The organism is Paenibacillus nanchangensis, from assembly GCF_046543445.1.
Lineage (GTDB): Bacteria > Bacillota > Bacilli > Paenibacillales > Paenibacillaceae > Paenibacillus_AQ > Paenibacillus_AQ nanchangensis.
This window is the reverse complement of record NZ_JBHOFD010000005.1, coordinates 183,375-205,119: the sequence shown is the minus strand read 5'-3', so window position 1 is coordinate 205,119 and position 21,745 is coordinate 183,375. Positions and strand designations below refer to the sequence as shown.

Annotated in this window: 16 protein-coding genes; 14 read left to right on the top strand and 2 right to left on the bottom strand. The window is 52.2% G+C overall.

Annotated elements, in window-relative coordinates; all coding sequences use genetic code 11:
- The first annotated feature begins 94 nt into the window (after positions 1-94).
- The 5 genes from ric to ACE6ED_RS05665 all read left to right on the top strand — a co-directional run bounded on the left by ric (position 95) and on the right by ACE6ED_RS05665 (position 5,456).
- Complete coding sequence (gene ric / locus ACE6ED_RS05685) at positions 95-799, top strand: iron-sulfur cluster repair di-iron protein (protein ID WP_410826124.1); 705 nt, start codon at positions 95-97, stop codon at positions 797-799.
- A 138-nt stretch (positions 800-937) separates the two neighbouring features.
- Positions 938-1,648, top strand: a complete 711-nt coding sequence (locus ACE6ED_RS05680) for a hypothetical protein (RefSeq protein ID WP_410826123.1) — start codon at positions 938-940, stop codon at positions 1,646-1,648.
- 206 nt (positions 1,649-1,854) lie between these two features.
- The gene (gene nirB / locus ACE6ED_RS05675; RefSeq protein WP_410826122.1) at positions 1,855-4,278 is read left to right on the top strand and encodes a nitrite reductase large subunit NirB; all 2,424 of its coding nucleotides are present in this window, start codon (positions 1,855-1,857) and stop codon (positions 4,276-4,278) included.
- A 31-nt stretch (positions 4,279-4,309) separates the two neighbouring features.
- The gene (nirD, locus tag ACE6ED_RS05670) at positions 4,310-4,630 is read left to right on the top strand and encodes a nitrite reductase small subunit NirD (RefSeq protein WP_410826154.1); all 321 of its coding nucleotides are present in this window, start codon (positions 4,310-4,312) and stop codon (positions 4,628-4,630) included.
- A 37-nt stretch (positions 4,631-4,667) separates the two neighbouring features.
- Positions 4,668-5,456: a formate/nitrite transporter family protein gene (locus tag ACE6ED_RS05665; RefSeq protein WP_410826121.1), complete on the top strand. Its 789-nt coding sequence runs from the start codon at positions 4,668-4,670 to the stop codon at positions 5,454-5,456.
- Positions 5,457-5,708: 252 nt separating this feature from the next.
- Here ACE6ED_RS05665 and ACE6ED_RS05660 read toward each other — a convergent pair whose 3' ends face one another.
- Positions 5,709-6,425: a Crp/Fnr family transcriptional regulator gene (locus ACE6ED_RS05660; protein ID WP_410826120.1), complete on the bottom strand. Its 717-nt coding sequence runs from the start codon at positions 6,423-6,425 to the stop codon at positions 5,709-5,711.
- Positions 6,426-6,738: 313 nt separating this feature from the next.
- On the opposite strand from ACE6ED_RS05660, the gene ACE6ED_RS05655 reads away from it, so the two are divergent.
- From ACE6ED_RS05655 to pflA, 5 genes are all read left to right on the top strand, one after another.
- Positions 6,739-7,533: an alpha/beta hydrolase gene (locus ACE6ED_RS05655; protein ID WP_410826119.1), complete on the top strand. Its 795-nt coding sequence runs from the start codon at positions 6,739-6,741 to the stop codon at positions 7,531-7,533.
- 198 nt (positions 7,534-7,731) lie between these two features.
- A complete protein-coding gene (locus ACE6ED_RS05650; RefSeq protein WP_410826118.1) occupies positions 7,732-9,051 on the top strand; it encodes an outer membrane protein assembly factor BamB family protein in 1,320 nt (439 codons plus the stop codon).
- A 257-nt stretch (positions 9,052-9,308) separates the two neighbouring features.
- A complete protein-coding gene (gene adhE / locus ACE6ED_RS05645) occupies positions 9,309-11,930 on the top strand; it encodes a bifunctional acetaldehyde-CoA/alcohol dehydrogenase (protein ID WP_410826117.1) in 2,622 nt (873 codons plus the stop codon).
- Between the two features lie 254 nt (positions 11,931-12,184).
- A complete protein-coding gene (gene pflB / locus ACE6ED_RS05640; RefSeq protein ID WP_410826116.1) occupies positions 12,185-14,446 on the top strand; it encodes a formate C-acetyltransferase in 2,262 nt (753 codons plus the stop codon).
- 181 nt (positions 14,447-14,627) lie between these two features.
- Positions 14,628-15,365 (top strand): pyruvate formate-lyase-activating protein, encoded by a 738-nt coding sequence (gene pflA, locus ACE6ED_RS05635; RefSeq protein ID WP_410826115.1) that lies wholly within the window; start codon positions 14,628-14,630, stop codon positions 15,363-15,365.
- A gap of 203 nt (positions 15,366-15,568) precedes the next feature.
- On the opposite strand, the gene tlp is transcribed toward pflA, so the two are convergent.
- Positions 15,569-15,805 (bottom strand): small acid-soluble spore protein Tlp, encoded by a 237-nt coding sequence (tlp, locus tag ACE6ED_RS05630; protein ID WP_410826114.1) that lies wholly within the window; start codon positions 15,803-15,805, stop codon positions 15,569-15,571.
- A gap of 338 nt (positions 15,806-16,143) precedes the next feature.
- Here tlp and ACE6ED_RS05625 point away from each other — a divergent pair, with 338 nt between their 5' ends.
- The 4 genes from ACE6ED_RS05625 to metG all read left to right on the top strand — a co-directional run bounded on the left by ACE6ED_RS05625 (position 16,144) and on the right by metG (position 21,724).
- Positions 16,144-18,426, top strand: a complete 2,283-nt coding sequence (locus ACE6ED_RS05625) for a copper amine oxidase N-terminal domain-containing protein (RefSeq protein ID WP_410826113.1) — start codon at positions 16,144-16,146, stop codon at positions 18,424-18,426.
- Between the two features lie 139 nt (positions 18,427-18,565).
- On the top strand, positions 18,566-19,030 hold the full coding sequence (locus ACE6ED_RS05620) for a Fur family transcriptional regulator (RefSeq protein WP_410826112.1): 465 nt from the start codon (positions 18,566-18,568) through the stop codon (positions 19,028-19,030).
- A complete protein-coding gene (yidD, locus tag ACE6ED_RS05615; protein ID WP_410826111.1) occupies positions 19,030-19,293 on the top strand; it encodes a membrane protein insertion efficiency factor YidD in 264 nt (87 codons plus the stop codon). The genes ACE6ED_RS05620 and yidD overlap by 1 nt, the downstream gene beginning before the upstream one ends.
- A gap of 406 nt (positions 19,294-19,699) precedes the next feature.
- Positions 19,700-21,724, top strand: a complete 2,025-nt coding sequence (gene metG, locus ACE6ED_RS05610; protein WP_410826110.1) for a methionine--tRNA ligase — start codon at positions 19,700-19,702, stop codon at positions 21,722-21,724.
- Positions 21,725-21,745: the final 21 nt, after the last annotated feature.

The following is a 21,745-nucleotide window of genomic DNA, read 5'->3' as shown; positions in this document are numbered from 1 at the left end:
GCGATGGATTTGCAGTGACTTGAATCACAAGGCCAGCGGGCAGGCGGGAGTAAGGTGAAAGAGAAGAAACTTCACCACTCAAGGAGGCCTACCCATGGCGACTCAACAACCTTTATTTCATAGTGAAGCGGCGGTCCGGGACATCGTGCTGCAGTTCCCGAAATCGGCCGATTATTTCAAAGCAAACCGGATCGACTTCTGCTGCGGCGGCGCCAAACCGCTGGGAACCGCGGCCGAGGAGCGCGGTCTGGATAAGGATGCGGTTATTCAAGAGCTTTACCGGCTGCTGGAAGAATACCCGGTGCTGGAAGAAGATCTCCGCTGGACGGAAGCTTCCACGCCGGAGCTGATTGATCATATCGTGAACAAACACCACCGTTATTTGCGGGAAGAGCTGCCGCTCATTCAGCAAAATGTGACCAAGGTCTTCCGCGTTCACGGCGGCGATTCCCCTCATTTGGCCGAGCTGCATGCCCTCTTTTCTTCGCTGAAAAAAGAACTGCTGGAGCATACGGCGAAAGAAGAAGAACAGCAGTTTCCGATGCTGCTCGAACTGGACCGGTTGGGAAGCGCTGAAGGCGTACAGGATGTTCAGGCTGCGCTGAACGAACTGGAAGACGAGCATGACCAGGCAGGCGAGCTGCTGCGTCAAATCCGCAGCGTGACCAATGACTTTACGACGCCGGAAGGCGCATGCACGACGTACCGTCTGACTTATGCCCGGCTGGAGGAGCTTGAAGGGATGACCTTTGAGCATGTTCATCTCGAAAACAATGTGCTGTTTCCAAGATATATTTGAGAACAGCAGGGGGCTTGGGTTATCCTAGAAGCAGCGGTATAGGAGCCCGGGAGAATGATCATGGACTCTCTGCCGCTTCATCAGTTCCGGCCGGTTTGTACGTGACGGCCCGCCGGGCGGGATAGGCAGGTGAGTTTAATGAAGAAAGCCCTTTTATGGCGCAATTACGTATTGATTTTTCTATTGGCGGGAATGCTTGCCGGCTGCGGAAACGAAACTGAAGCCCTGGCTCCTGTTCATGCCGACGTATCCGGCGGCCCGCAGCTGTCGCTGCAGGTGAACGGCAGCCCGCTGACCGGATTTCCGGACAAGACGGTAAACGTGTACCGTTCAGGAATGACGGTGCGCGAGCTGCTGGAGAGCGAAGGGGATGTGGTTTTTGCGGATGACGGGCAGGCGGTATCCAGCGTGGCCGGTGTAACCTTGTGTCCGGAGCTGAGCTGGGTGATCCGCTCCAGCGACAGCGGGGATCCGCTGAAGACGGCAGACTGGGGCAAACCCGTGCCGCGCAATGCCCATTACATTCTGTCCGCGGAGCTTGCCGAAGCGTATAAAGACAAGCTTTTTTCCATCCTTGTGGTGAACGGGGGAACCACCCGGCGGGAGCTGAATCATTCGTATGTTCTGCCTTATGAAGACGGCATATCGGTCAGAGATTTGCTGCTGGACAGCGGCATGGTGGAGCTGGAGAAAGACGGATGGTCAGTAGCTTCGGTTAAAGACTACGCGCCTGCTTCCGAGGAAATATGGAAAATCAAAGCCAACGGGAAGCTGCTGACGCGTGCCGGAATGGACATGAAGCTGAAGGCGCAGGATGAAGTTGAACTTGTGTTGTCGCTGCGGCGGTAAGGAGTCTTTCGGGAACATAGCCGTAACAGATCTCAACAGCCCTACCGAGGTGGGGCTGTTCGGCATGCGGCCAAAAGGGAGTTTTGTTCGGAAAAGTTGTGAAAATATTCACATTTGTTGTGATTACAATCACAAAGGTGTTTAAAATTTAAATTGTATAATTTAGTCAACAAGACAAAGTAACAGCTTCGAGGAGGCAATTAGCTATGACAGCGAATCGAAAAAAACTGGTACTGATCGGGAACGGCATGGCAGGGGTCGGTACATTGGAGCAGATATTGAAGCTTGACAGAGCCTATGACATCACGGTGTTCGGTAGCGAACCGCACCCTAACTACAACCGGATTATGTTGTCCTATGTGCTGGAAGGCAGCAAGACGATCGACGACATCATTTTGAACGATTTGAACTGGTACCGCGAAAACGGCATTACACTGCATACCGGTACGCCAGCTCTCCGGATTGATCACGAGAACAAACAGGTCATCGCGGAAGGCGGAATTACGGCGGATTATGACAAGGTCATTGTTGCCACCGGTTCGAACTCCTTTATCCTGCCGATACCGGGAAGCGATAAAGAAGGCGTAGTCGGGTTCCGTGATATTGCGGACTGTGAGCAAATGCTTGAAGCGGCGAAGTCGTACCGCAAGGCTGCGGTAATCGGCGGAGGACTCCTCGGACTGGAAGCGGCCAAAGGGTTGGTTAACCTCGGAATGGACGTCACGGTTGTTCACCTGATGGAGGATTTGATGGAGCGGCAGCTCGACCGCAACGCGGCTTCGATGCTGCAGGCGGAGCTGGAACGGCAGGGCGTGAAGTTTGCAATGGGCAAACAGACGGTCGCTTTGACCGGCGGCAGCCGTGTTGAAGGACTCCAGTTCAGCGACGGCACCGAGCTTGAAGCACAGTTCGTCGTAATGGCGGTCGGCATCAAACCGAACACCCAGCTGGCCCGCGAAAGCGGACTGGAAGTTAACCGGGGAATCGTCGTAGATGACTTCATGCGCACTTCTATGGAAGATATTTACGCCGTTGGGGAATGCGTCGAGCACCGCGGCCAATGTTACGGTCTGGTTGCACCGCTGTTTGAACAAGGATTTGTGCTGGCAAAACATCTGTGCGGTGTTCCGACGGAACCGTACGAAGGTTCAATTGTATCGACCAAGCTGAAAATTTCAGGTGTGGACGTATTTTCCGCCGGCGAGTTCCTGGATACTCCAGAGCATACGGTCATTTCGTCCAAAGACGAATGGAAGAAAACCTACAAAAAAATCCTGCTGCGCGGCAACACCATCGTGGGCGCAGTGCTGTTCGGGGATGTAACCGAATCGGCCTCCCTTCAGAAGCTGGTGAAGCAGGGCGCGCAAATGACCGACGAAATCTACGCACAGGTCATGGGCACAGGCTGCTGCGGCGGCGGAGAGAAAAAGCAGGCTTCCGTTGAAACGATGGCGGATGAAGAGATTGTCTGCGGCTGTAACGGCGTGACGAAAAAGACGATTGTTGACGTGATTCAGAACCAAGGTTTAACTACGGTGGACGAAATTAAAGCCTGCACGGGCGCTACCCGTTCCTGCGGCGGCTGTAAGCCGGTTGTGGAGCAGATTCTGCAGTATGTCCTCGGCGACGGATTCAAGCAGTCCGCCAAACAGGGAATCTGCGGCTGTACAACGCTTAGCCGGGATGAGATCGTGGCCGAAATTCAAGCCAAAGGCTTGAAAACGACGAAGGAAGTCATGAACGTATTGGGCTGGAAGCAGGAAGAAGGCTGCTCGAAGTGCCGTCCGGCGGTCAACTACTATCTTGGCATGCTGAACCCGGATACGCACGAAGATGAAAAAGAATCGCGGTTTGTCAACGAGCGGCTCAGCGCTAACATCCAGAAAGACGGCACGTTTACGGTTGTTCCGCGGATGTACGGCGGGGTAACGACACCGGAAGACCTGAAGAAAATTGCAGACGTATCCCTGAAGTACGATGTGAAAGTGGTAAAAGTAACCGGCGGCCAGCGTCTTGACCTGATCGGCGTCAAAAAAGAAGACGTCCCTAAAGTCTGGGCCGAACTCGATATGCCGTCAGGCTATGCTTACGCAAAATCGCTCCGTACCGTCAAGACCTGCGTAGGCTCGCAGTTCTGCCGCTTCGGCACCCAGGACTCGATGGGAATGGGCGCGCTGCTGGAACGCAAGTACGAACGGCTTGACTTCCCGGCGAAATTTAAAATGGCTGTCAACGGCTGTCCGCGGAACTGTGCGGAATCCTGCACCAAAGATATCGGCATCGTCGGCAACGACGGCGGCTGGGAAATCTTTATCGGCGGCAACGGCGGGATCAAGCCTCGGATTGCGGATTCGTTCTGCAAAGTGAAAACCGATGCCGAGTTGATCGAAATCTGCTCCGCTGTCATGCAGTACTACCGTGAAACTGGCAACTATCTGGAGCGCACCTCGGAGTGGGTGGAGCGTATGGGTCTGGCCCACATCCAGGAAGTGATTCTCGGCAACGAGTCGGAGCGCAAAGCGCTGGCGCAGCGAATCGAATTCGCGCTTGCACAGGTTAACGATCCGTGGAAAAAAATGCTGAACGACGAGCCGACAAGCGAAGCTCTGTTCCAGGAACTCAAAGCCTAATTTTGAGAGATAAGCAAAGGAGAGATCCATGATGGAGACCACGAAAGTACGTTATGCGCTAGGCCATGCCGGAGATTTTCTGCCCCAGATCGGGCGGGCAGTGGAAGCAGGCGGACGACACCTTGCGGTGTTCCGCCTCTCCGACGGACGGTTTTTCGCTGTAGAGAACAAAAATCCGCACCCTAAAGGCGGTCCGCTTGCCGAAGGAATCGTGTCAGGACATTATTTATACGATCCGCTGTACGACTGGAAAATCGATTTGACGACAGGTGAAGTACAGGCGCCTGACGAGGGTCGTGTCGCTACGTTCCCGGTTATGCTGGACGGCGGCGAAGTTATTGTAGAACTGTAGCAACGCTTTTATTTGATCTAGAGACGGAGGAAGTCGGATGTTTACGGAGAGCGTGGAAAACATCGCGCAGGCCGCTGTCGCCAAACGCGATAAAATGAACGAAAGCTTGCCCAGGTATATTCTGGCGGCGCTGCTGGCCGGTGCTTATGTCGGAATCGGCATTATTTTGATCTTTACCCTGGGAGCGCCGCTGGCGGCGGCCAAATCTCCCTTCCAGCCGCTGGTGATGGGCGGCACATTCGGCATTGCGCTGACGCTGGTTATTTTCGCCGGCTCGGAGCTGTTCACCGGAAATAACATGTTTTTTACGATTAGTACCTTGTCGGGACGCACGACGGTTGGGGATACCCTGAAGAACTGGGTTGTCGTCTTTTTCGGCAACCTGGCCGGGGCGGTACTGCTGGCGCTGCTGATCCAGGGAACGGGCTTGTTCAAAGCGGCTCCTCCCGAACACCTGCTGTTTGCCGCCTCCGCCAAAAAAATGTCGCTGCCTTTTTCGGAGCTGTTTTTCCGCGGCATATTGTGTAACTGGCTGGTCTGCCTGGCGATCTGGATGTCCTCCCGCGCCAAAAGCGAAGGAGCGAAGCTGATGCTCATCTGGTGGTGTCTGCTTGCCTTTATCGCCAGCGGCTACGAGCATAGTGTGGCGAACATGACGCTGCTGAGCGTGGCGCTGCTGCTGCCAAATCACCCGGAGACCATTTCGCTGGCCGGCTGGCTGCACAACATGATTCCCGTCACCTTGGGCAACATTATCGGCGGCGGCGTATTTGTCGGCATGATCTATTGGCTGATCTCGCCGGTACGCGGACCCAAACGCGGCTGATTGCCGCGGCTAAGCGAATAGGAACCTTTTTTAAAGGGTTAACAAGCGGTTATCTCAAGAGGCTGCTCCATTGCCGGAAGGCGTGGGGCGGCTTTTCGTATAATTAGGTCAGCCAGAGATTTCTGGCTGACCTATTTTTTTATGTTGCGGCATGCACCCATCAAAAAAAGACGTCCCGAAGGACGCCTAACTTTTTGCGGTTCGATATGATTCAAAGAGGAGAATAAAGGGTATAAATTAGAAAAGGTCCGGTTAGATTCGGCAAATCTCGTTTGGACACAGTTCGCAGTGGCAGATATCCTGCAGCATGCCCAAATCCTTGATCACAATCATGCCGTTTTCGTATTCCACGGCGTCTTTTTTGCGCAGATCGCTAAGCATGCGGTTGACGCTTTCGCGCGTGGCTCCGATCATATTCGAAAGGTCGGTATGCGTGATCTTTTTGTTAATCAGAATGGAATCTCCGTTTTTCTCGCCATACGTGTTGCTGAGACGGATCAGGGTCGAGCAGAGTGCGCCCGGCTTGCCGTACATCATCAGATCCCGGAATTTGGTTTGGGTCAGACGGTGATGAATCCCCATCCACTTCATGAAATCAATGGCAAAATCGCAGTGCTGGCAGATCAGAATCTCCAGGTCCTTTTGTTCAATGACGCCCACTTCACTATCCTCGATGACTTCGGCGGTGAAGCTGTGTTTTGTGCTGAAGAAAGGGTCGGCTTGACCTACCATGTCTCCCGCTTGGTACATATACAGAATGAGCTCTTTGCCTTCATCGGTTGATTTGGTCAGTTTGACCCGGCCGCGGCGGATGTAGAACAGTTTATCCGAATAGTCGCCTTCCCAGAACAAATGCGAGCCTTCCGGAATGACACGATCCTTCATTGTAACAAGAAGCCGGTTGAAGTTCTGTTCCGAGAAACAGTTCGTATTGCCATGGGCTTCGATAACATTGGTGTATTCGTTCATAATCGATATCCCCTTTATTCCCTCAGTTTTTCAATAAATTTTTAAATTAATTATAACCCGAAATTCCTCTTAATGGTTAATAGAAAAGCGGGAAAAAGTGTCGAATTTTTAACATTGTGATTATTTTCACTTCAAACGAGTGTTTTTCAGTGAGGTTTCTTGCACTAGGATTGCATGTCCATTCCACGCTTGGTAGACTTAAGGATGGAGTTGGAGAGAAGTCTTCCCTGCTGAAAGATCATTACCGGGGAAGGTGAGAGATACAGAAGATAATCACCGTTTTTCGGCATTTTAAGGGGATGAAGATGTGGCAATGGAGACGTTATTGCTGTGGCCGGGCGGAGCGCCAGGCGCCAAAGGCGCAGAAGATGAAGATTGTCCGGCGATCACGCCGTATCTCGTTGACGGGGAGAACAACCCCGCTGTTATTGTATGTCCAGGCGGAGGATATGGCGGAAGAGCGGGTCATGAAGGGGAGCCGGTGGCGTTATGGCTGAATACGCTTGGCATTTCCGCGTTTGTGCTGCGGTACCGCGTGGCGCCCTACCAGTATCCAGCGCCGGTTCTTGATGCGCAGCGCGCCATCCGTACCGTCAGACGGTACGCGGAGATGTTCCGGATCGATCCGGAACGGGTGGGGATTCTCGGCTTTTCGGCTGGCGGGCACCTCGCTTCCACGACCGGAGTTCATTTTGACGGCGGCGATGCGCGGGCGAACGACCCGGTTGAGCGCCATTCCAGCCGGCCGGATTTGATGATTTTGTGTTACCCGGTGATTTCCATGCTGGATCCCTACGCTCACGCAGGCTCCAGGCAGAACCTGCTGGGCGAGCAGCCGGATCCCGAATTGGTGGAATTAATGAGCACCGAACGGAACGTGAAGCAGGCAACCCCGCCCGTCTTTTTGTGGCACACGTCGGATGACGCTTCAGTTCCGGTTGAGAACAGCCTGCTGCTCGCTGGGGCGCTGAGACGGCAGGGGATTGCCTTTGATCTGCATGTGTATGAACACGGACGGCACGGCCTTGGTCTCGCGGAGGATGACGCCCATGTCAAGACCTGGAGCGGCGCCTGCGCTTCGTGGCTGAGATGCAACGGGTTTGCGTAATTTAAAAGTTTCGGAATCATAAATAGCAATGACGCGAAAAAGCAGCCGTCCGGCTGTTTTTTCTTGTTTTGTTTGAGGTAGGGGTTTGCAGTTGTTTAAACGGCTTTATGAACATGAATTGGCCTTACAACGGAGCTGAAACTTTTTACCAGATCACGCGTCTAATCAAAAGACCAATCAGTCGGGAGGCGATGTTAGATGAAACGAAAGCAATGGATATACGGAATGATAGCGGCAGCGGTGTTGGCCATGCCTCTTTCTTTATCAGCAGAAACTGCCAATGCTGCTCCGCGCACCACATTCATAGGAAGCAACTGGGGGTTGTCCGAAAAAGTCCCGGTGATAAAGCCATTTTGGACATTGGACATCGATAAACAAAACCAGAAAAGCAGCGATCCCGTATATGCGGCAGCAGCAGGAGGCAAGATCTTTACTCTGAAAAAAGGCCAGCTGCTTGCAGTCAATGCCAAAACGGGGAAAACCGTCTGGAAATCGGGCAGCGGGCTGAGCCGGGTGATCACGGTAGCGCAAAATCGGGTGTACACGGCATCGTCCGGAGGAAAAGTGAGTGCCTTTGATGCGGGCAGCGGCAAAGTTTTGTGGACATCTGCGGTCAAACTTAGCGATATTGGGCAGGTGGCCGTTAACACAGAGCGGATTATCGTCGCTGCAAATGGAGATCTAAAAGCGTTAAATGTAAAGGACGGCAAACTGCTGTGGACCGACAATTACGAGTGGCCGATTCAGGGACCGCTTCTCTTGGACGGGGATACTGTCTTAGCCGAGGGGTATGAATCGGGCGCTTATTCCTATACCGTTCTTCATGCCTTTAACGGGAAGACGGGAAAATCGATTTGGCGTAACTCCAATCAAGCTTTGCCCATTTATGTAGATGGCGGCAAGGCGATTGTGCAGAGACAAAGTACTTTGCTGGAGCAGCTTCCGCTGACGACGCTGGATACGCTTGATATGAAGACGGGCAAGGTGCTTCAATCGACGGCCTATAATCCGGAAAAAATCGACGTTTCCAAACTTGAACCCGGCGGCGGGGGCGGAGAAGCGTTGGTTGCCGACGGCAAGTTGTATATCATAACCGGGTCCAAGGTGTATGCCTATCCGTTAAAAGCAGATCCGTCCAAGACAAAGCCCGAGCTTTATACCCCCCAAGGTGTGGGGAAAAACCTGCAATATGCGGCCGGACCGCATGAAGGACGGATTCTTTTTATTGACGGGTATTCACTGTATGGGGTTAAGCTGGCCGACAAAATGACGGTGTCCTACTCGACTGGGCTCGATCTGCCGATTGCCCGTTTTGAACTGATCGGCCGGGGATTGTATGCTGCGCTTACGGATGGAAGTGTCATAGCAATCAGCCTTGCTAAGGCTGAGCCTGTACTAAAGCTGGAGGCAAGGGGAAGCGAATTCGGCCGGACGCTATCCGAAAGCGGAATGATTATCATACAGGCTAACGGCCGGCTGCTTGCCTTTAAAGAGCCTCAAAGCCTGAAGGCTCCTTAACCACTCGTTAGTTTAGCTCTCCTGAACATGCTGACAGATTTAACCTCAAGCGAACACATCTGAACATATCGAGCCTCCGGATTGCTTTCGGGGGCTCTTTAGCATGGAATGCAGCACGCTGGAAATGAAAGCGCTTTGAAAATAAATCAAAAAAATTTTATAGTTTGTGAAATAATTCACTATGCAAGACGACATAGATGTGTTATGATCAACGTGTAGAGAAAAACAAACATAAATTGACAGGAGGACGAGGGAAGATGGCAGTTAAGAATGAAGTGCCCGCCCAAGTAAAGCAGCCTACCGCAGAAGAATATGTTCAGACATTAGTTGATAAAGCTAAGAAAGCCGCTGAAGAATTCATGCAGCTCGACCAGGAACAAGTGAACAATATCGTTCATGCCATGGCACTGGCAGGACTCGACAAACACATGTATCTGGCCAAGCTCGCAGTTGAAGAAACCGGCCGCGGCGTATACGAAGACAAGATCACCAAAAACATCTTCGCCACTGAGTATATCTGGCACGGTATTAAATATGACAAAACTGTAGGCGTCATTGAAGACAACCCTTACGACAGCTTCCAGAAGATAGCTGAACCGGTCGGTATCGTAATGGGCATCACACCGGTAACCAACCCGACATCCACCACGATGTTCAAAGCGTTGATTGCAGCCAAGACGCGTAATCCTATTATATTCGGTTTCCATCCATCCGCGCAAGAGTGCAGTGCGGCAGCCGCCAAGATCCTGCACGATGCAGCCGTCAAAGCCGGCGCGCCTGAGAACTGCATCCAATGGATTGAAATGCCGACGATGGATAAAACCAACGCCCTGATGAACAATCCGGACGTAGCGCTGATTCTCGCAACAGGCGGATCGGCAATGGTCAAAGCGGCTTACAGCTGCGGCAAACCGGCTCTCGGCGTAGGCCCTGGCAACGTGCCTGCCTTCATTGAGAAGAGTGCGGATATCGACCAGGCCGTAACGGACATCATCCTGTCGAAGACCTTTGACAACGGCATGATCTGCGCATCCGAGCAGGCTGTTATTATAGAAGAAGCGATTTTTGACCAAGTGAAGAAGAAAATGATCGCAAACGGCTGTTACTTCGTCAACAAAGAGGAAGCTGCGAAGCTGACATCCGGCGCAATGAATGTAGAGAAATGTGCGGTTAACCCGGCAATCGTCGGTCAATCCGCTACGAAGATCGCTGAAATGTGCGGTATCCAAGTTCCTGCCGGAACAAAAATTCTGGTAGCCGAACTGGAAGGCGTAGGCCCGAAATATCCGCTCTCCGCTGAAAAACTGAGCCCGGTGCTTGCCTGCTACAAAGTGAAAAATGCCGACCAAGGCATCGAGCGCGCTGCGCAAATCGTTGAATTCGGCGGTATGGGACACAGCTCGGCGATCCACTCGAACAACGAAGAAGTTATTATGAAATTCTCGAACCGCCTGCAAACCGGACGTATTCTCGTAAATTCGCCGTCGACCCATGGCGCAATCGGCGATATTTACAACACGAACATTCCTTCGCTGACGCTGGGCTGCGGATCGTATGGCCGCAACTCCGTATCGCAGAACGTGACTGCCATTAACCTGATCAACGTGAAAAGGGTGAATCGTCGTACCGTGAATATGCAATGGTTTAAAGTGCCGGATAAAATCTATTTCGAAAAAGACTCGACGCAGTACCTGGCCAAAATGCCGGATATCACACGTGTTGCAATCATTACCGACCCGATGATGGTGAAGCTGGGTTATGTGGAGCGCGTTGAACATTATCTCCGCCAGCGTCAAACTCCTGTAGCAATCGAAGTCTTCTCGGAAGTTGAACCGGATCCTTCGACCACTACCGTTGAAAGAGGCACGGCCATGATGAACCGGTTCCAGCCGGACTGCATTATCGCACTGGGCGGCGGTTCGCCAATGGATGCTGCGAAAGGCATGTGGCTGTTCTACGAACATCCGGACGTTGATTTCAACAACCTGAAACAAAAATTCATGGATATCCGCAAACGGGTTTACAAGTATCCTAAACTCGGCAACAAAGCTAAATTCGTAGCCATTCCGACAACTTCGGGTACGGGTTCTGAAGTAACCTCTTTTGCAGTAATTACTGACAAAACTGCCGGTAACAACACGAAATACCCGCTGGCTGACTACGAACTGACACCGGATGTAGCGATTATCGACCCGGTATTTGTATACAGCCTGCCGAAGACCGCAGTTGCCGACACCGGTATGGACGTATTGACTCATGCGATCGAAGCTTATGTTTCCGTTATGGCGAGCGACTACACGGATGGTCTTGCAATCAAAGCAATCCAACTGGTCTTCCAGTACCTGGAGAAATCCGCGCTGACCGGCGACAAAGTTGCCCGCGAGAAAATGCACAATGCCTCGACGCTTGCAGGTATGGCTTTTGCCAATGCATTCCTGGGCATCAACCACAGCTTGGCGCACAAATGGGGCGGTCAATACCATACGGCTCATGGACGTACCAACGCCATCCTGATGCCGCACGTTATCCGCTACAATGCGAAAAAACCGACGAAGTTCGCTTCGTTCCCGAAATACAACCACTTTGTAGCTGACGAGCGGTATGCCGAGATCGCACGTATTCTGGGACTGCCGGCCCGCACGACCGAAGAAGGCGTCAACAGCCTGATCAATGCGATCCGCGAGATGAACAAAAAGCTTGGCATCGAGGAATCGTTCCAACAGCTCGGCTTCGATCCAGCCGACTTCGAATCCCGCGTCGACTACTTGGCTGACCGCGCATTTGAAGATCAGTGCACGACCGCCAATCCGAAGCTTCCGCTGGTTAGTGAACTGGCCGATGTATACCGGAACGCATTCTACGGCCGCTTTGACAACTAAAAATGTAATAAATGGGTAATTAAATAAAGAGTGGACGCTTTGGGACTGGATAGAAGTGACAAATATCACCGAAAAGGTGATATTTGTCACAGTGCTTTTTCAGAAAATAAACTAAAATGTTTATATAGCAACAAGGTCCCAAAGAGTTCATTACTAATTGTGAAAATTTGAACAAACAGCCTCTTGGGATCGCGAGACACGGGATCAACCTTCAAGCCCGCGTTCTCTACTAAATATAGATGGAGGGATTTTAAATGTCGGTGGTTGAAAGAGAAGTACAAGATGTGAAATCCGGATGGCGCGGCTTCAAGAAGGGTAAATGGTCCAAGAAAGTTAACGTTAACGATTTTATTGAACAGAACATCAAACCGTACGAAGGCGACGAATCGTTCCTGGTCGGTCCTACTAACAACACGAACGAGCTGTGGAAGATCATCTCCCAGCTGAGCAAGGAAGAAAGAGAAAAAGGCGGCGTGTGGGATGTGGACGTTAATACGGTATCCACCATCGTTTCCCACAAACCTGGCTATATCGACAAAGACAAGGAACAAGTGGTAGGCGTTCAAACTGACGCGCCGTTCAGACGTTCCATTCAGCCTTTCGGCGGCATCAAGATGATGATCGACGCTTGTAACGCTTACGGCTTCGAGCTTCCTCAAGGCATCGTCGACATGTTTACGAATATCCGCAAAACGCATAACCAAGGCGTATTTGATGCATATACAAGCGAGATGAGAGCTGCGCGCAGAGCCGGCATCATCACTGGTCTTCCGGACGCTTACGGCCGCGGCCGCATTATCGGCGACTACCGCCGCGTAGCGCTGTACGGCGTAGACTTCCTGATCAAAGAGAAGAAACAAGATCTAATCAACCTTGAAGTGGATTCGATGGTGGATGACGTGATTCGTCTCCGCGAAGAACTGTCGGAACAAATCCGCGCACTTAATGAACTGAAGCAAATGGCCGAAATGCACGGCTTCGATATTTCGAAACCGGCTAACACTGCCAAAGAAGCGTTCCAATGGGTATACTTCGGCTACCTGGCCGCAATCAAAGAACAAAACGGTGCGGCAATGTCCCTCGGACGCGTATCGTCTTTCCTTGATATCTATGTACAACGCGACATTGAAGAAGGCACGCTGACAGAAGAACAAGCGCAAGAGCTTGTTGACCATTTCGTAATGAAGCTCCGGATCGTTAAATTCCTGCGTACACCGGACTACAACGATCTGTTCAGCGGAGACCCGACTTGGGTAACGGAATCCATCGGCGGTATGTCCGTTAACGGAACAACCCGCGTTACGAAAAACAGCTTCCGCTTCCTGCACACGCTGTACAACCTGGGTCCGGCTCCGGAACCAAACTTGACTGTACTGTGGTCGGAACAACTGCCTGAAGGCTTCAAAAAATATTGCGCCAAAGTATCGATCGAAACCAGTTCCATTCAATATGAGAACGACGATCTGATGCGCCCGATCTACGGCGACGACTACGGTATCGCCTGCTGCGTATCCGCAATGCGTATCGGTAAACAAATGCAATTCTTCGGCGCACGCGCCAACCTGGCTAAAGCGCTGCTGTATGCTATCAACGGCGGTGTGGACGAGAAATCCGGCGTTCAAGTTGGTCCGGAATATCCGCGCATCACGTCCGAATATCTGGACTACGAAGAAGTAATGAAACGCTTCAAACCGATGATGGAATGGCTGGCTAAGCTGTACATGAACACGCTGAACGTGATTCACTACATGCATGACAAATATTCCTACGAACGTATCGAAATGGCTCTGCATGACCGTGACATCCTGCGCACAATGGCTTGCGGTATCGCCGGCCTGTCGGTAGCCACCGACTCCCTGAGCGCGATTAAATATGCGAAAGTTAAACCGATCCGCAACGAAGAAGGCATTGCCGTTGATTTTGAAATCGAAGGCGAATTCCCTTGCTACGGCAACAACGACGACGCTGTCGACAGCATTGCGGTAGACCTGGTAGAATCTTTCATGACAATGATCCGCAAGCATCACGCATACCGTAACGCACTGCCGACGCAATCGATCCTGACGATTACTTCCAACGTTGTATACGGTAAGAAGACCGGTACTACGCCTGACGGACGTAAAAAAGGCGAGCCGTTTGCACCTGGTGCCAACCCGATGCATGGACGCGACAAAAAAGGCGCGCTGGCTTCGCTGAGCTCTGTGGCTAAACTGCCGTACGAAGACAGCCTGGACGGTATTTCCAACACCTTCTCGATCGTACCAAAAGCACTGGGTAAAGAAGCTGAAGTACGGAAGAGCAACCTGGTTTCCATGCTGGACGGATACTTTGGCAGCAAAGGCCATCACCTGAACGTCAACGTATTTGACCGCGAACAACTGATGGACGCGATGGAGCATCCGGAGAACTATCCGCAGCTGACCATCCGCGTATCGGGTTATGCTGTTAACTTCATCAAGCTGACTCGCGAACAACAGCTGGACGTAATTAACCGTACGTTCCATGGTCAAATGTAATATAGTCGCCTAAACGACTTAAATAGTGTATCAAGGGGATTACCGCCCTGAACCTTGGGGCGGTAAATCCTTGTACTCGGATTGTTAAAATTTTAAATTTCGGAAGATCGGGCCGGACGGAACAGCGGCCGTGGATCTTGAGTGTCTGAAGTTCAGACCGATAGCGAAAGGATGACCTCATATGATAAAAGGCCGCATTCACTCCTTGGAAACCTTCGGTACCGTTGACGGGCCCGGTATCCGTTTTGTGCTCTTTATGCAGGGCTGCCTGCTGAAATGCCAATACTGCCACAACCCCGATACTTGGGCACTCGACGAAGGCAAAGAGATGACCGTTGAGGAAGTGCTGAACGAAATTGAACCTTATTTGAACTATTATCGTTCTTCCGGCGGCGGACTCACGGTATCCGGCGGCGAGCCAACCCTTCAGGCACACTTCGTAAAGCAGCTGTTCACAGAGGTCAAACAACGCTGGAACCTGCATACAACCTTGGACAGCAACGGATACAATGAAGGAGACAAAATCGTTGATCTGCTGAATGTAACCGATCTTGTGCTGCTGGATCTCAAGCATATTGATGATGAGGCACATATCAAGCTGACCGGTAAATCAAACGAACGTACCTTGAAGCTCGCCCGCTGGTTGTCGGATCATGGACGCAAAATGTGGATCCGCCACGTTTATGTACCGGGAATCCATGACCGGGAAGAAGATTTATTGAACCTTGGGCGGTACATCGGCACTCTGAACGGGGTCGAAAAATTTGAGATTTTGCCGTACCACCAGATGGGGATTTACAAATGGGAAATGCTCGGCAGACCGTATGAGCTGGAAGGCGTTCCTTCCCCGACGGACAAAGAAGTACAGCGCGCCTACCGGCTGATTGAAGAAGGACGTCAGCAGACGGCTTTGGTGTAAGCGCCAGAATCTTTAATTGGTCAGTAGGCTGCTAAAAATATAGGAAATATATCAGTAACGGGATTCCAGAGCGGAATCCCGTTTTTGGTGCGGCGATGCTTCAGGTCCCAAGTGTAAACGTCTTGGCGCGTTTTAGGCTTAAAGAGCTGCTTAACAATTACTGCTGTACGTGCTTATCAACTACTATTGTACGTGCTTATCAACTACTGCTGTTCGCGCTGGAACGCCGCCTCATCTTTTACTTCTTCCCGGAAGCCGCGGATGCTGTCCAGGCGGCGTTCGTTTTTAGCTTCGATTTGGCTTTTTTCCGCACCGGTGATTTCATCGGCATGCTCACTCAAATAATCCTGTGCTTCCCGGTAGTTTTCAATGGTGTTGTGGATGTTTTTTTGCAGATGTTTTACATTGTCGCTGCGATTGTCAGGTTTAGGATGATTCATGATTCATACGCCTCCCGTTTAAGTAATGATCGGCCCGGAGGACCTTTACCGTAACATCCCCCGATTGCTTCAAGCGTATGCGGCCGGGAGACGTGCAGGTTCTGCCAAGGGATAAAAACAGGCAATTCGTGCGTGCTGGGCAAAAAGGAGGGTCAGTTGAGGAATGATGTGGTTCACTTGGTTTTTGTTTATGAGGGGAAAATAGGTACAGGGAAACGTTTTAAAATTGTCCTTATCTTTTCCTTAACAATTCTGAAACTTTTTAATGCTTGGCGCGTCTAATAGTATGTTTTGTGTAAACAGACCAGATCTCATTATGGAGCAGAAGGAGTCATACGATGAATCTCAAACGCCTTACATTAGTTGCCGCGCTGGCGGTGACCCAAGCGGTCTCGGCCGTCCCGGTCTTCGCTGATCCGGTTGCCCCCGCGGTATCCCCGGCGCCAAGCGCAAGTACACTACCATCCGCTTCGACGGAAGCTACCCCTTCGCCGGCGGCGCCCGGCGCAACAGCAATACCTGGTCAAGTCACTGGCCAGCAAAATACCGCTACACCAGTCCCAACAGCTATTCCTGGCGAGGTAACCGGTGTTCCGTCCGCTACGCCAGTCCCTACGGACGGCACATTTGATCCTAATGCTACGCCGCTGCCAACAGACGGTACGATGGCTCCGGCGCAGACCCAGTCTCCGGCCCTTCAGCCGGCCTCTCAGCCTGCAGGTCAGCCTGCTATCCAAGCTGGACCGAATCAGCTGATTTTGCTGTATAACAGCAACAAGATGTACATGAACGGCAAAGAATATCTGGCCGGCCAACCGATGGCGGTCAAGAACGGCGTATCTTATGTCGCGATTCGTGCGATGGTGGAGCGCGTCGGACTTCAATTCAGATACGACTACCAGACCAAAGAAACCATTATCATGAAAGACGGTAAAGAACTCCGTTTCAAGACGGACAGCAAGATCTACACGGTTAACGGTGTGCCCACAACGATGAAAGGGCCTGCATACCAATTTAAGAATACTTTTATGGTTCCGTTAACTTCGATTACCCAAGCTCTGGGGATTAAATATTCGGTCGACAACATTAACAAACGCATTATTATGACACTGGGTGAAAATAGCAAGCCAAAAGCTTCGTTTTCGATTCCATCCGGTGATATTTACGCAGGCCAGACGATTGTTAACTATGTCACGAACAACACCCTGCCGTCCGGAACCCAACTTGCCAACGAAGAGTGGGTAGGACGCCAGGAAATTTACGATCAACCGGGCTTTTATACCATTACTTACCGGGTGCAGGATACAAATGGACAGTGGAGTGATCCCTTCTCCGTCACCATTGAAGTCAAACAACCGAACCAGCCGCCTGTGGCGAGCTTTATGACCGACAAGGATGAATACAAAATGGGCGAGCTGATTACCTTGACGGACCAAAGCTCCGATCCCGACGGCGACAAGCTTACCTATGAATGGACAAACCGCGCACTGGCCTTCTTTAATCCGGGTCCTGTAAACATTCAGCTCAAGGTTTCCGACGGCCATGGACATACAAGTACGTTTGAGAAAACCATCAACATTACAAGCGAGCAGCTCTACAACGAAGCGGATTTCTATAAGCTGTTTACGCCGATCGGTGACAGCTTTGATTTCGACGGCGGGCAGGTGCCGGCATGGAACAAGCTGACTTACAATACGTCCTCCGAGCCGGTTCGCCTGATCCGCGCAAACAGTCCGGAAAAAGTGAACCAAGAAGGCGTTGTTTACCGTGAATCGGCTATGGGAATGACTCGATTCCTTGTCCACCATGTAAATAATACGGCGACCAACAAAAAGATTTACGTTTTGGCTACCAATAATAATATGAACCCAGTCAAAATCACAACCAATTTCTCGGGATTTGCCGGACCAAGCCCTTATGCGGAAGCAACTGGCCAGCAATCATTGTTACGTTATTTCAATTCTATGGTAACAGGAGAAAAATATAGCGAGATCACCTTGCAGCCAGGACAGACCGTCCCGATTTTGACCGATATGAGCAACGCGGTGCTGAAGCCGCAGCAGGTTATTTCTTTAACTGCCGACCTGACAAGCGATTATAATGTTGATTACAACGTAATCGTTATTGATTCGACCAAAGACCCGATCGCCACGCTGCCCACGCTGCCTGTACTTGACCGTGACGGCGTGCATAACCGGGGGACTTACAATGATGCGAACCGTCTGATCCAAGTGAACGACGTCGTCGGAACGGCTCCAGTCCGTCTGGTACTGGGTTCGAATGCGGATGACCCGAACCTGGTCGGCTTCGATCCGATGGCCGGAACGGAAGCGTCCAATGCCGGCAACTTCGGCGTTCTGTACAAAATCCGTCTGGAACGCGTCGCACCAAATACGTTGATTACTTTCAACCCGCGCGGCGGCAATTACATGGGCCCTGTCTGGGTGAACGGCGCTGTCGTGGGCATGCCAAATGTCGGCTCGCTCAAGACGTCGAACCAGAACAGCGTTGTCTTCCGGTCCGGCGAGTTTGAAGGCCCGGTTGAAATTATGTTCACCGCGGCTTCGGGCAGCAACCTGCCGGTCAACTTCCTGATCCAGCCGCTGCCTGCAAAAAAATAATTCATAATCGCATGAAAGGGCGGGCGCCGGACGACGGTGCCCGCCCTTTTGCTTGCCGCGTTGACTTCGGTCCCGGATTTGGGGCATTATTAATAGAGGAATCATCGTATCCGAATTTACGATTCTAGGAGATGAGCGAATGCTGTCTACAGAGCAAATCCTGGACGTCATGTCGGGTCAGGGACTGCGAATTACCGATCAACGCAAGACGCTTGCCAAGCTGTTCGGCGACAATCCCGGCTATTTGACCGCCAAGGACGTATATAGTCACATGTGCCGGACGTACAGCGGACTAAGCTTTGATACCGTATACCGCAACCTGCGGGTAATGGAGGAGCTGGGTGTGCTGGAGCAGATTGTGTTTGAAGACGGGGTCAAATTCAAAGTCAGCTGCAGCCAGCATCACCATCATCATCATATGATCTGTCTGCAATGCGAAAAGACCTACCCGATATCCTTTTGTCCGATGAATATGACTGAGGCACCTGATGCGTTTCGCGTCGTGAAACATAAATTTGAAGTATTCGGGTATTGTAAGGACTGCGAGGAGAGCAGAGAAGGGACGGGCGGTCCAGCGGCTGCAGGCAAGGCGGGACGGTCCTGATGAAGGTGTCGCGCTCAGCGGTACAGGCGCCCATCCGTTTTTACCGCAAGTTCATTTCGCCGCTGAAGCCGGCGACCTGCCGCTTTTATCCAACGTGCTCCGCATATGCGCTGGAGGCGATTGAGGTGCACGGTGCGCTTTATGGCTCCTGGCTGGCCGCGCGGCGGATCGCCCGCTGCCAGCCGTTCCATCCCGGCGGGCTTGACCCTGTCCCCCCTCCACGGAAGCAGCCCTCCGAAGGAGGCACCCCGAAGCCGACTTGACAAGCGGGAGACGCTTTGGTTATATTTGCACTAATACGTTATATTTCCGAAGAACGGATGAGTAAGCCTTCCAACGAACAGCACAGAGAGCCGGGGCAGCTGCAAACCGGTCTGGACGTAAGGCTGAATATGGTCCCGGAGGAACCGCCGCCGAGCACGCAGGCTACTAGCCCTGCAGCGTAAGGCCGCGGCGTGATCCAGCGTTAATGGACAGTTCCCCGCATGATGCGGGAACTGATCAAGCCTTTGCCCGTGAGGACAAAGGGAACTTGGGTGGTAACGCGAGAGCTGGAGCTCCCGCCCCAATATTGGGGCGGGGGCTTTTTTTGGCGTATGCCCTGATGAAATGGTTACCGGAAGAAGGGGAGAAGCTCCCCGTCTCAAATCTAGAGAGGATGAGTTAGCAGTGAGCGAAAACAAGACGTTTTATTTGACAACCCCGATTTATTACCCGAGCGACAAGCTGCACATCGGGCATGCGTATTCCACGGTGGCTGGCGATGCGATGGCCCGGTACAAGCGGCTCCGCGGCTATGAAGTGCGTTATTTGACAGGAACGGACGAGCATGGCCAAAAAATCGAACGCAAGGCCAAAGAAGCGGGCAAAACCCCGCAGCAGTTCGTGGACGATATTGTCGTCGGCATTCAGGAGCTGTGGCGGAAGCTGGATATATCGAACGACGATTTTATCCGCACGACAGAGGAACGGCACAAGCAGGTGGTACAGGAGATTTTTGACCGGCTGCTGCAGCAGGGCGACATTTACAAAGGCGAATACGAAGGCTGGTACAGTATTCCCGATGAAACCTTTTATACGGAAACACAGCTTGTTGATGTGGAATGCAATGTCAAAGGCGAAATTGTCAGCGCAAAAAGCCCGGACAGCGGCCATCCCGTTGAATTGGTGAAGGAAGAAAGCTACTTTTTCCGGATGAGCAAATACGCCGACCGGCTGGTGAAATATTACGAGGAGAACCCGGAGTTTATTTTACCGGAATCCCGCAAAAATGAGATGCTGAACAACTTCATCAAACCGGGCCTCGAAGATCTCGCGGTCTCGCGGACGACGTTCGACTGGGGCGTAAAGGTGAAAGGCGATCCGAAGCATGTCGTTTATGTCTGGATCGATGCGCTGACGAACTATATCACGGCGCTTGGTTACGGCTCTGAGGATCCTTCGCTGTACAACAAGTTTTGGCCGGCGGATGTGCACATTGTCGGAAAAGAGATCGTCCGGTTCCACACCATTTATTGGCCGATCATTTTGATGGCGCTTGGCGAGCCGCTGCCCAAAAAAGTGTTTGCCCACGGCTGGCTGCTGATGAAGGACGGCAAGATGTCCAAATCCAAAGGCAATGTTGTTGACCCGGTGACGCTGATCGACCGTTATGGTCTGGACGCGCTCCGCTATTACCTGCTGCGTGAGGTTCCTTTTGGCTCAGACGGAACTTTTACGCCGGAGAGCTTTGTCGACCGGATCAACTATGATCTCGCAAACGATCTGGGGAACCTGCTGAACCGTACGGTCGCAATGATTGAAAAATATTTTGGCGGCGAGCTGCCTGCTTATGAAGGAGACGTCACGCCGTTTGACAGCCAGCTGAAAACAGCTGCCCAAACTGTGTACACGAAGGTCGAAGAAGCGATGGAAAAAATGGAGTTCTCCGTCGCGCTGACCGCGATCGGGCAGTTTATCAGCCGGACGAACAAATACATTGACGAGACCCAGCCTTGGGTGCTGGCAAAAGACGAAGCACGGAAAGCAGAACTGGCGTCCGTAATGCGCCACCTGGCGGAAGGACTGCGCACCGCGTCGATTTTGCTGCAGCCGTTCCTCACCAAAGCTCCGTCGCTCATTTGGGAGCAGCTGGGCATCCAGCCGGGCGAGCTGACGGAGTGGGATAGCGGCCGCACCTTCGGATTGATTCCGGCCGGCACGAAGCTGGTGAAAGGCAATCCGATTTTTCCGCGTCTTGATGTGGAGCAGGAGGTAGCCTATATCGCTCAAGCAATGGGCGGCGGCAAAGCAGCCGAAGAGACCGCGGGCGAAGCTGCCAAGCCGGCAGCGGCCGAATCAGCCGTTCAGGCTCAGGAAGCGCCGGCCAAGGAAGAAATCGGGATTGACGATTTTGCCAAGGTGGAGCTGCGGGTAGCACAGGTTATTGCAGCCGAACCGGTGAAAAAAGCCGACAAGCTGCTGAAGCTGCAGCTGGATCTCGGGTATGAGCAGCGGCAGGTTGTCTCGGGCATCGCCAAGTTTTACACGCCCGAAGACCTGGTAGGACGCAAAGTGATCTGCGTCGTGAACCTGAAGCCAGTGAAGCTGCGCGGCGAGCTGTCGCAGGGAATGATTTTGGCCGCTTCCATGGGCGACCAGCTGACACTGGCGACCGTGCCGGAGAACATGCCCAACGGCGCAATTGTGAAGTAGCAGGCAGGGGGACGGGTACGG

Excerpts from the sequence above, each read along its gene's own strand:
- ric (WP_410826124.1), top strand. The coding sequence starts at position 95 with ATGGCGACTCAACAACCTTTATTTCATAGTGAAGCGGCGGTCCGGGAC.
- ACE6ED_RS05680 (WP_410826123.1), top strand. The coding sequence starts at position 938 with ATGAAGAAAGCCCTTTTATGGCGCAATTACGTATTGATTTTTCTATTG.
- nirB (WP_410826122.1), top strand. The coding sequence starts at position 1,855 with ATGACAGCGAATCGAAAAAAACTGGTACTGATCGGGAACGGCATGGCA.
- nirD (WP_410826154.1), top strand. The coding sequence starts at position 4,310 with ATGGAGACCACGAAAGTACGTTATGCGCTAGGCCATGCCGGAGATTTT.
- ACE6ED_RS05665 (WP_410826121.1), top strand. The coding sequence starts at position 4,668 with ATGTTTACGGAGAGCGTGGAAAACATCGCGCAGGCCGCTGTCGCCAAA.
- ACE6ED_RS05660 (WP_410826120.1), bottom strand. The coding sequence starts at position 6,425 with ATGAACGAATACACCAATGTTATCGAAGCCCATGGCAATACGAACTGT.
- ACE6ED_RS05655 (WP_410826119.1), top strand. The coding sequence starts at position 6,739 with ATGGAGACGTTATTGCTGTGGCCGGGCGGAGCGCCAGGCGCCAAAGGC.
- ACE6ED_RS05650 (WP_410826118.1), top strand. The coding sequence starts at position 7,732 with ATGAAACGAAAGCAATGGATATACGGAATGATAGCGGCAGCGGTGTTG.
- adhE (WP_410826117.1), top strand. The coding sequence starts at position 9,309 with ATGGCAGTTAAGAATGAAGTGCCCGCCCAAGTAAAGCAGCCTACCGCA.
- pflB (WP_410826116.1), top strand. The coding sequence starts at position 12,185 with ATGTCGGTGGTTGAAAGAGAAGTACAAGATGTGAAATCCGGATGGCGC.
- pflA (WP_410826115.1), top strand. The coding sequence starts at position 14,628 with ATGATAAAAGGCCGCATTCACTCCTTGGAAACCTTCGGTACCGTTGAC.
- tlp (WP_410826114.1), bottom strand. The coding sequence starts at position 15,805 with ATGAATCATCCTAAACCTGACAATCGCAGCGACAATGTAAAACATCTG.
- ACE6ED_RS05625 (WP_410826113.1), top strand. The coding sequence starts at position 16,144 with ATGAATCTCAAACGCCTTACATTAGTTGCCGCGCTGGCGGTGACCCAA.
- ACE6ED_RS05620 (WP_410826112.1), top strand. The coding sequence starts at position 18,566 with ATGCTGTCTACAGAGCAAATCCTGGACGTCATGTCGGGTCAGGGACTG.
- yidD (WP_410826111.1), top strand. The coding sequence starts at position 19,030 with ATGAAGGTGTCGCGCTCAGCGGTACAGGCGCCCATCCGTTTTTACCGC.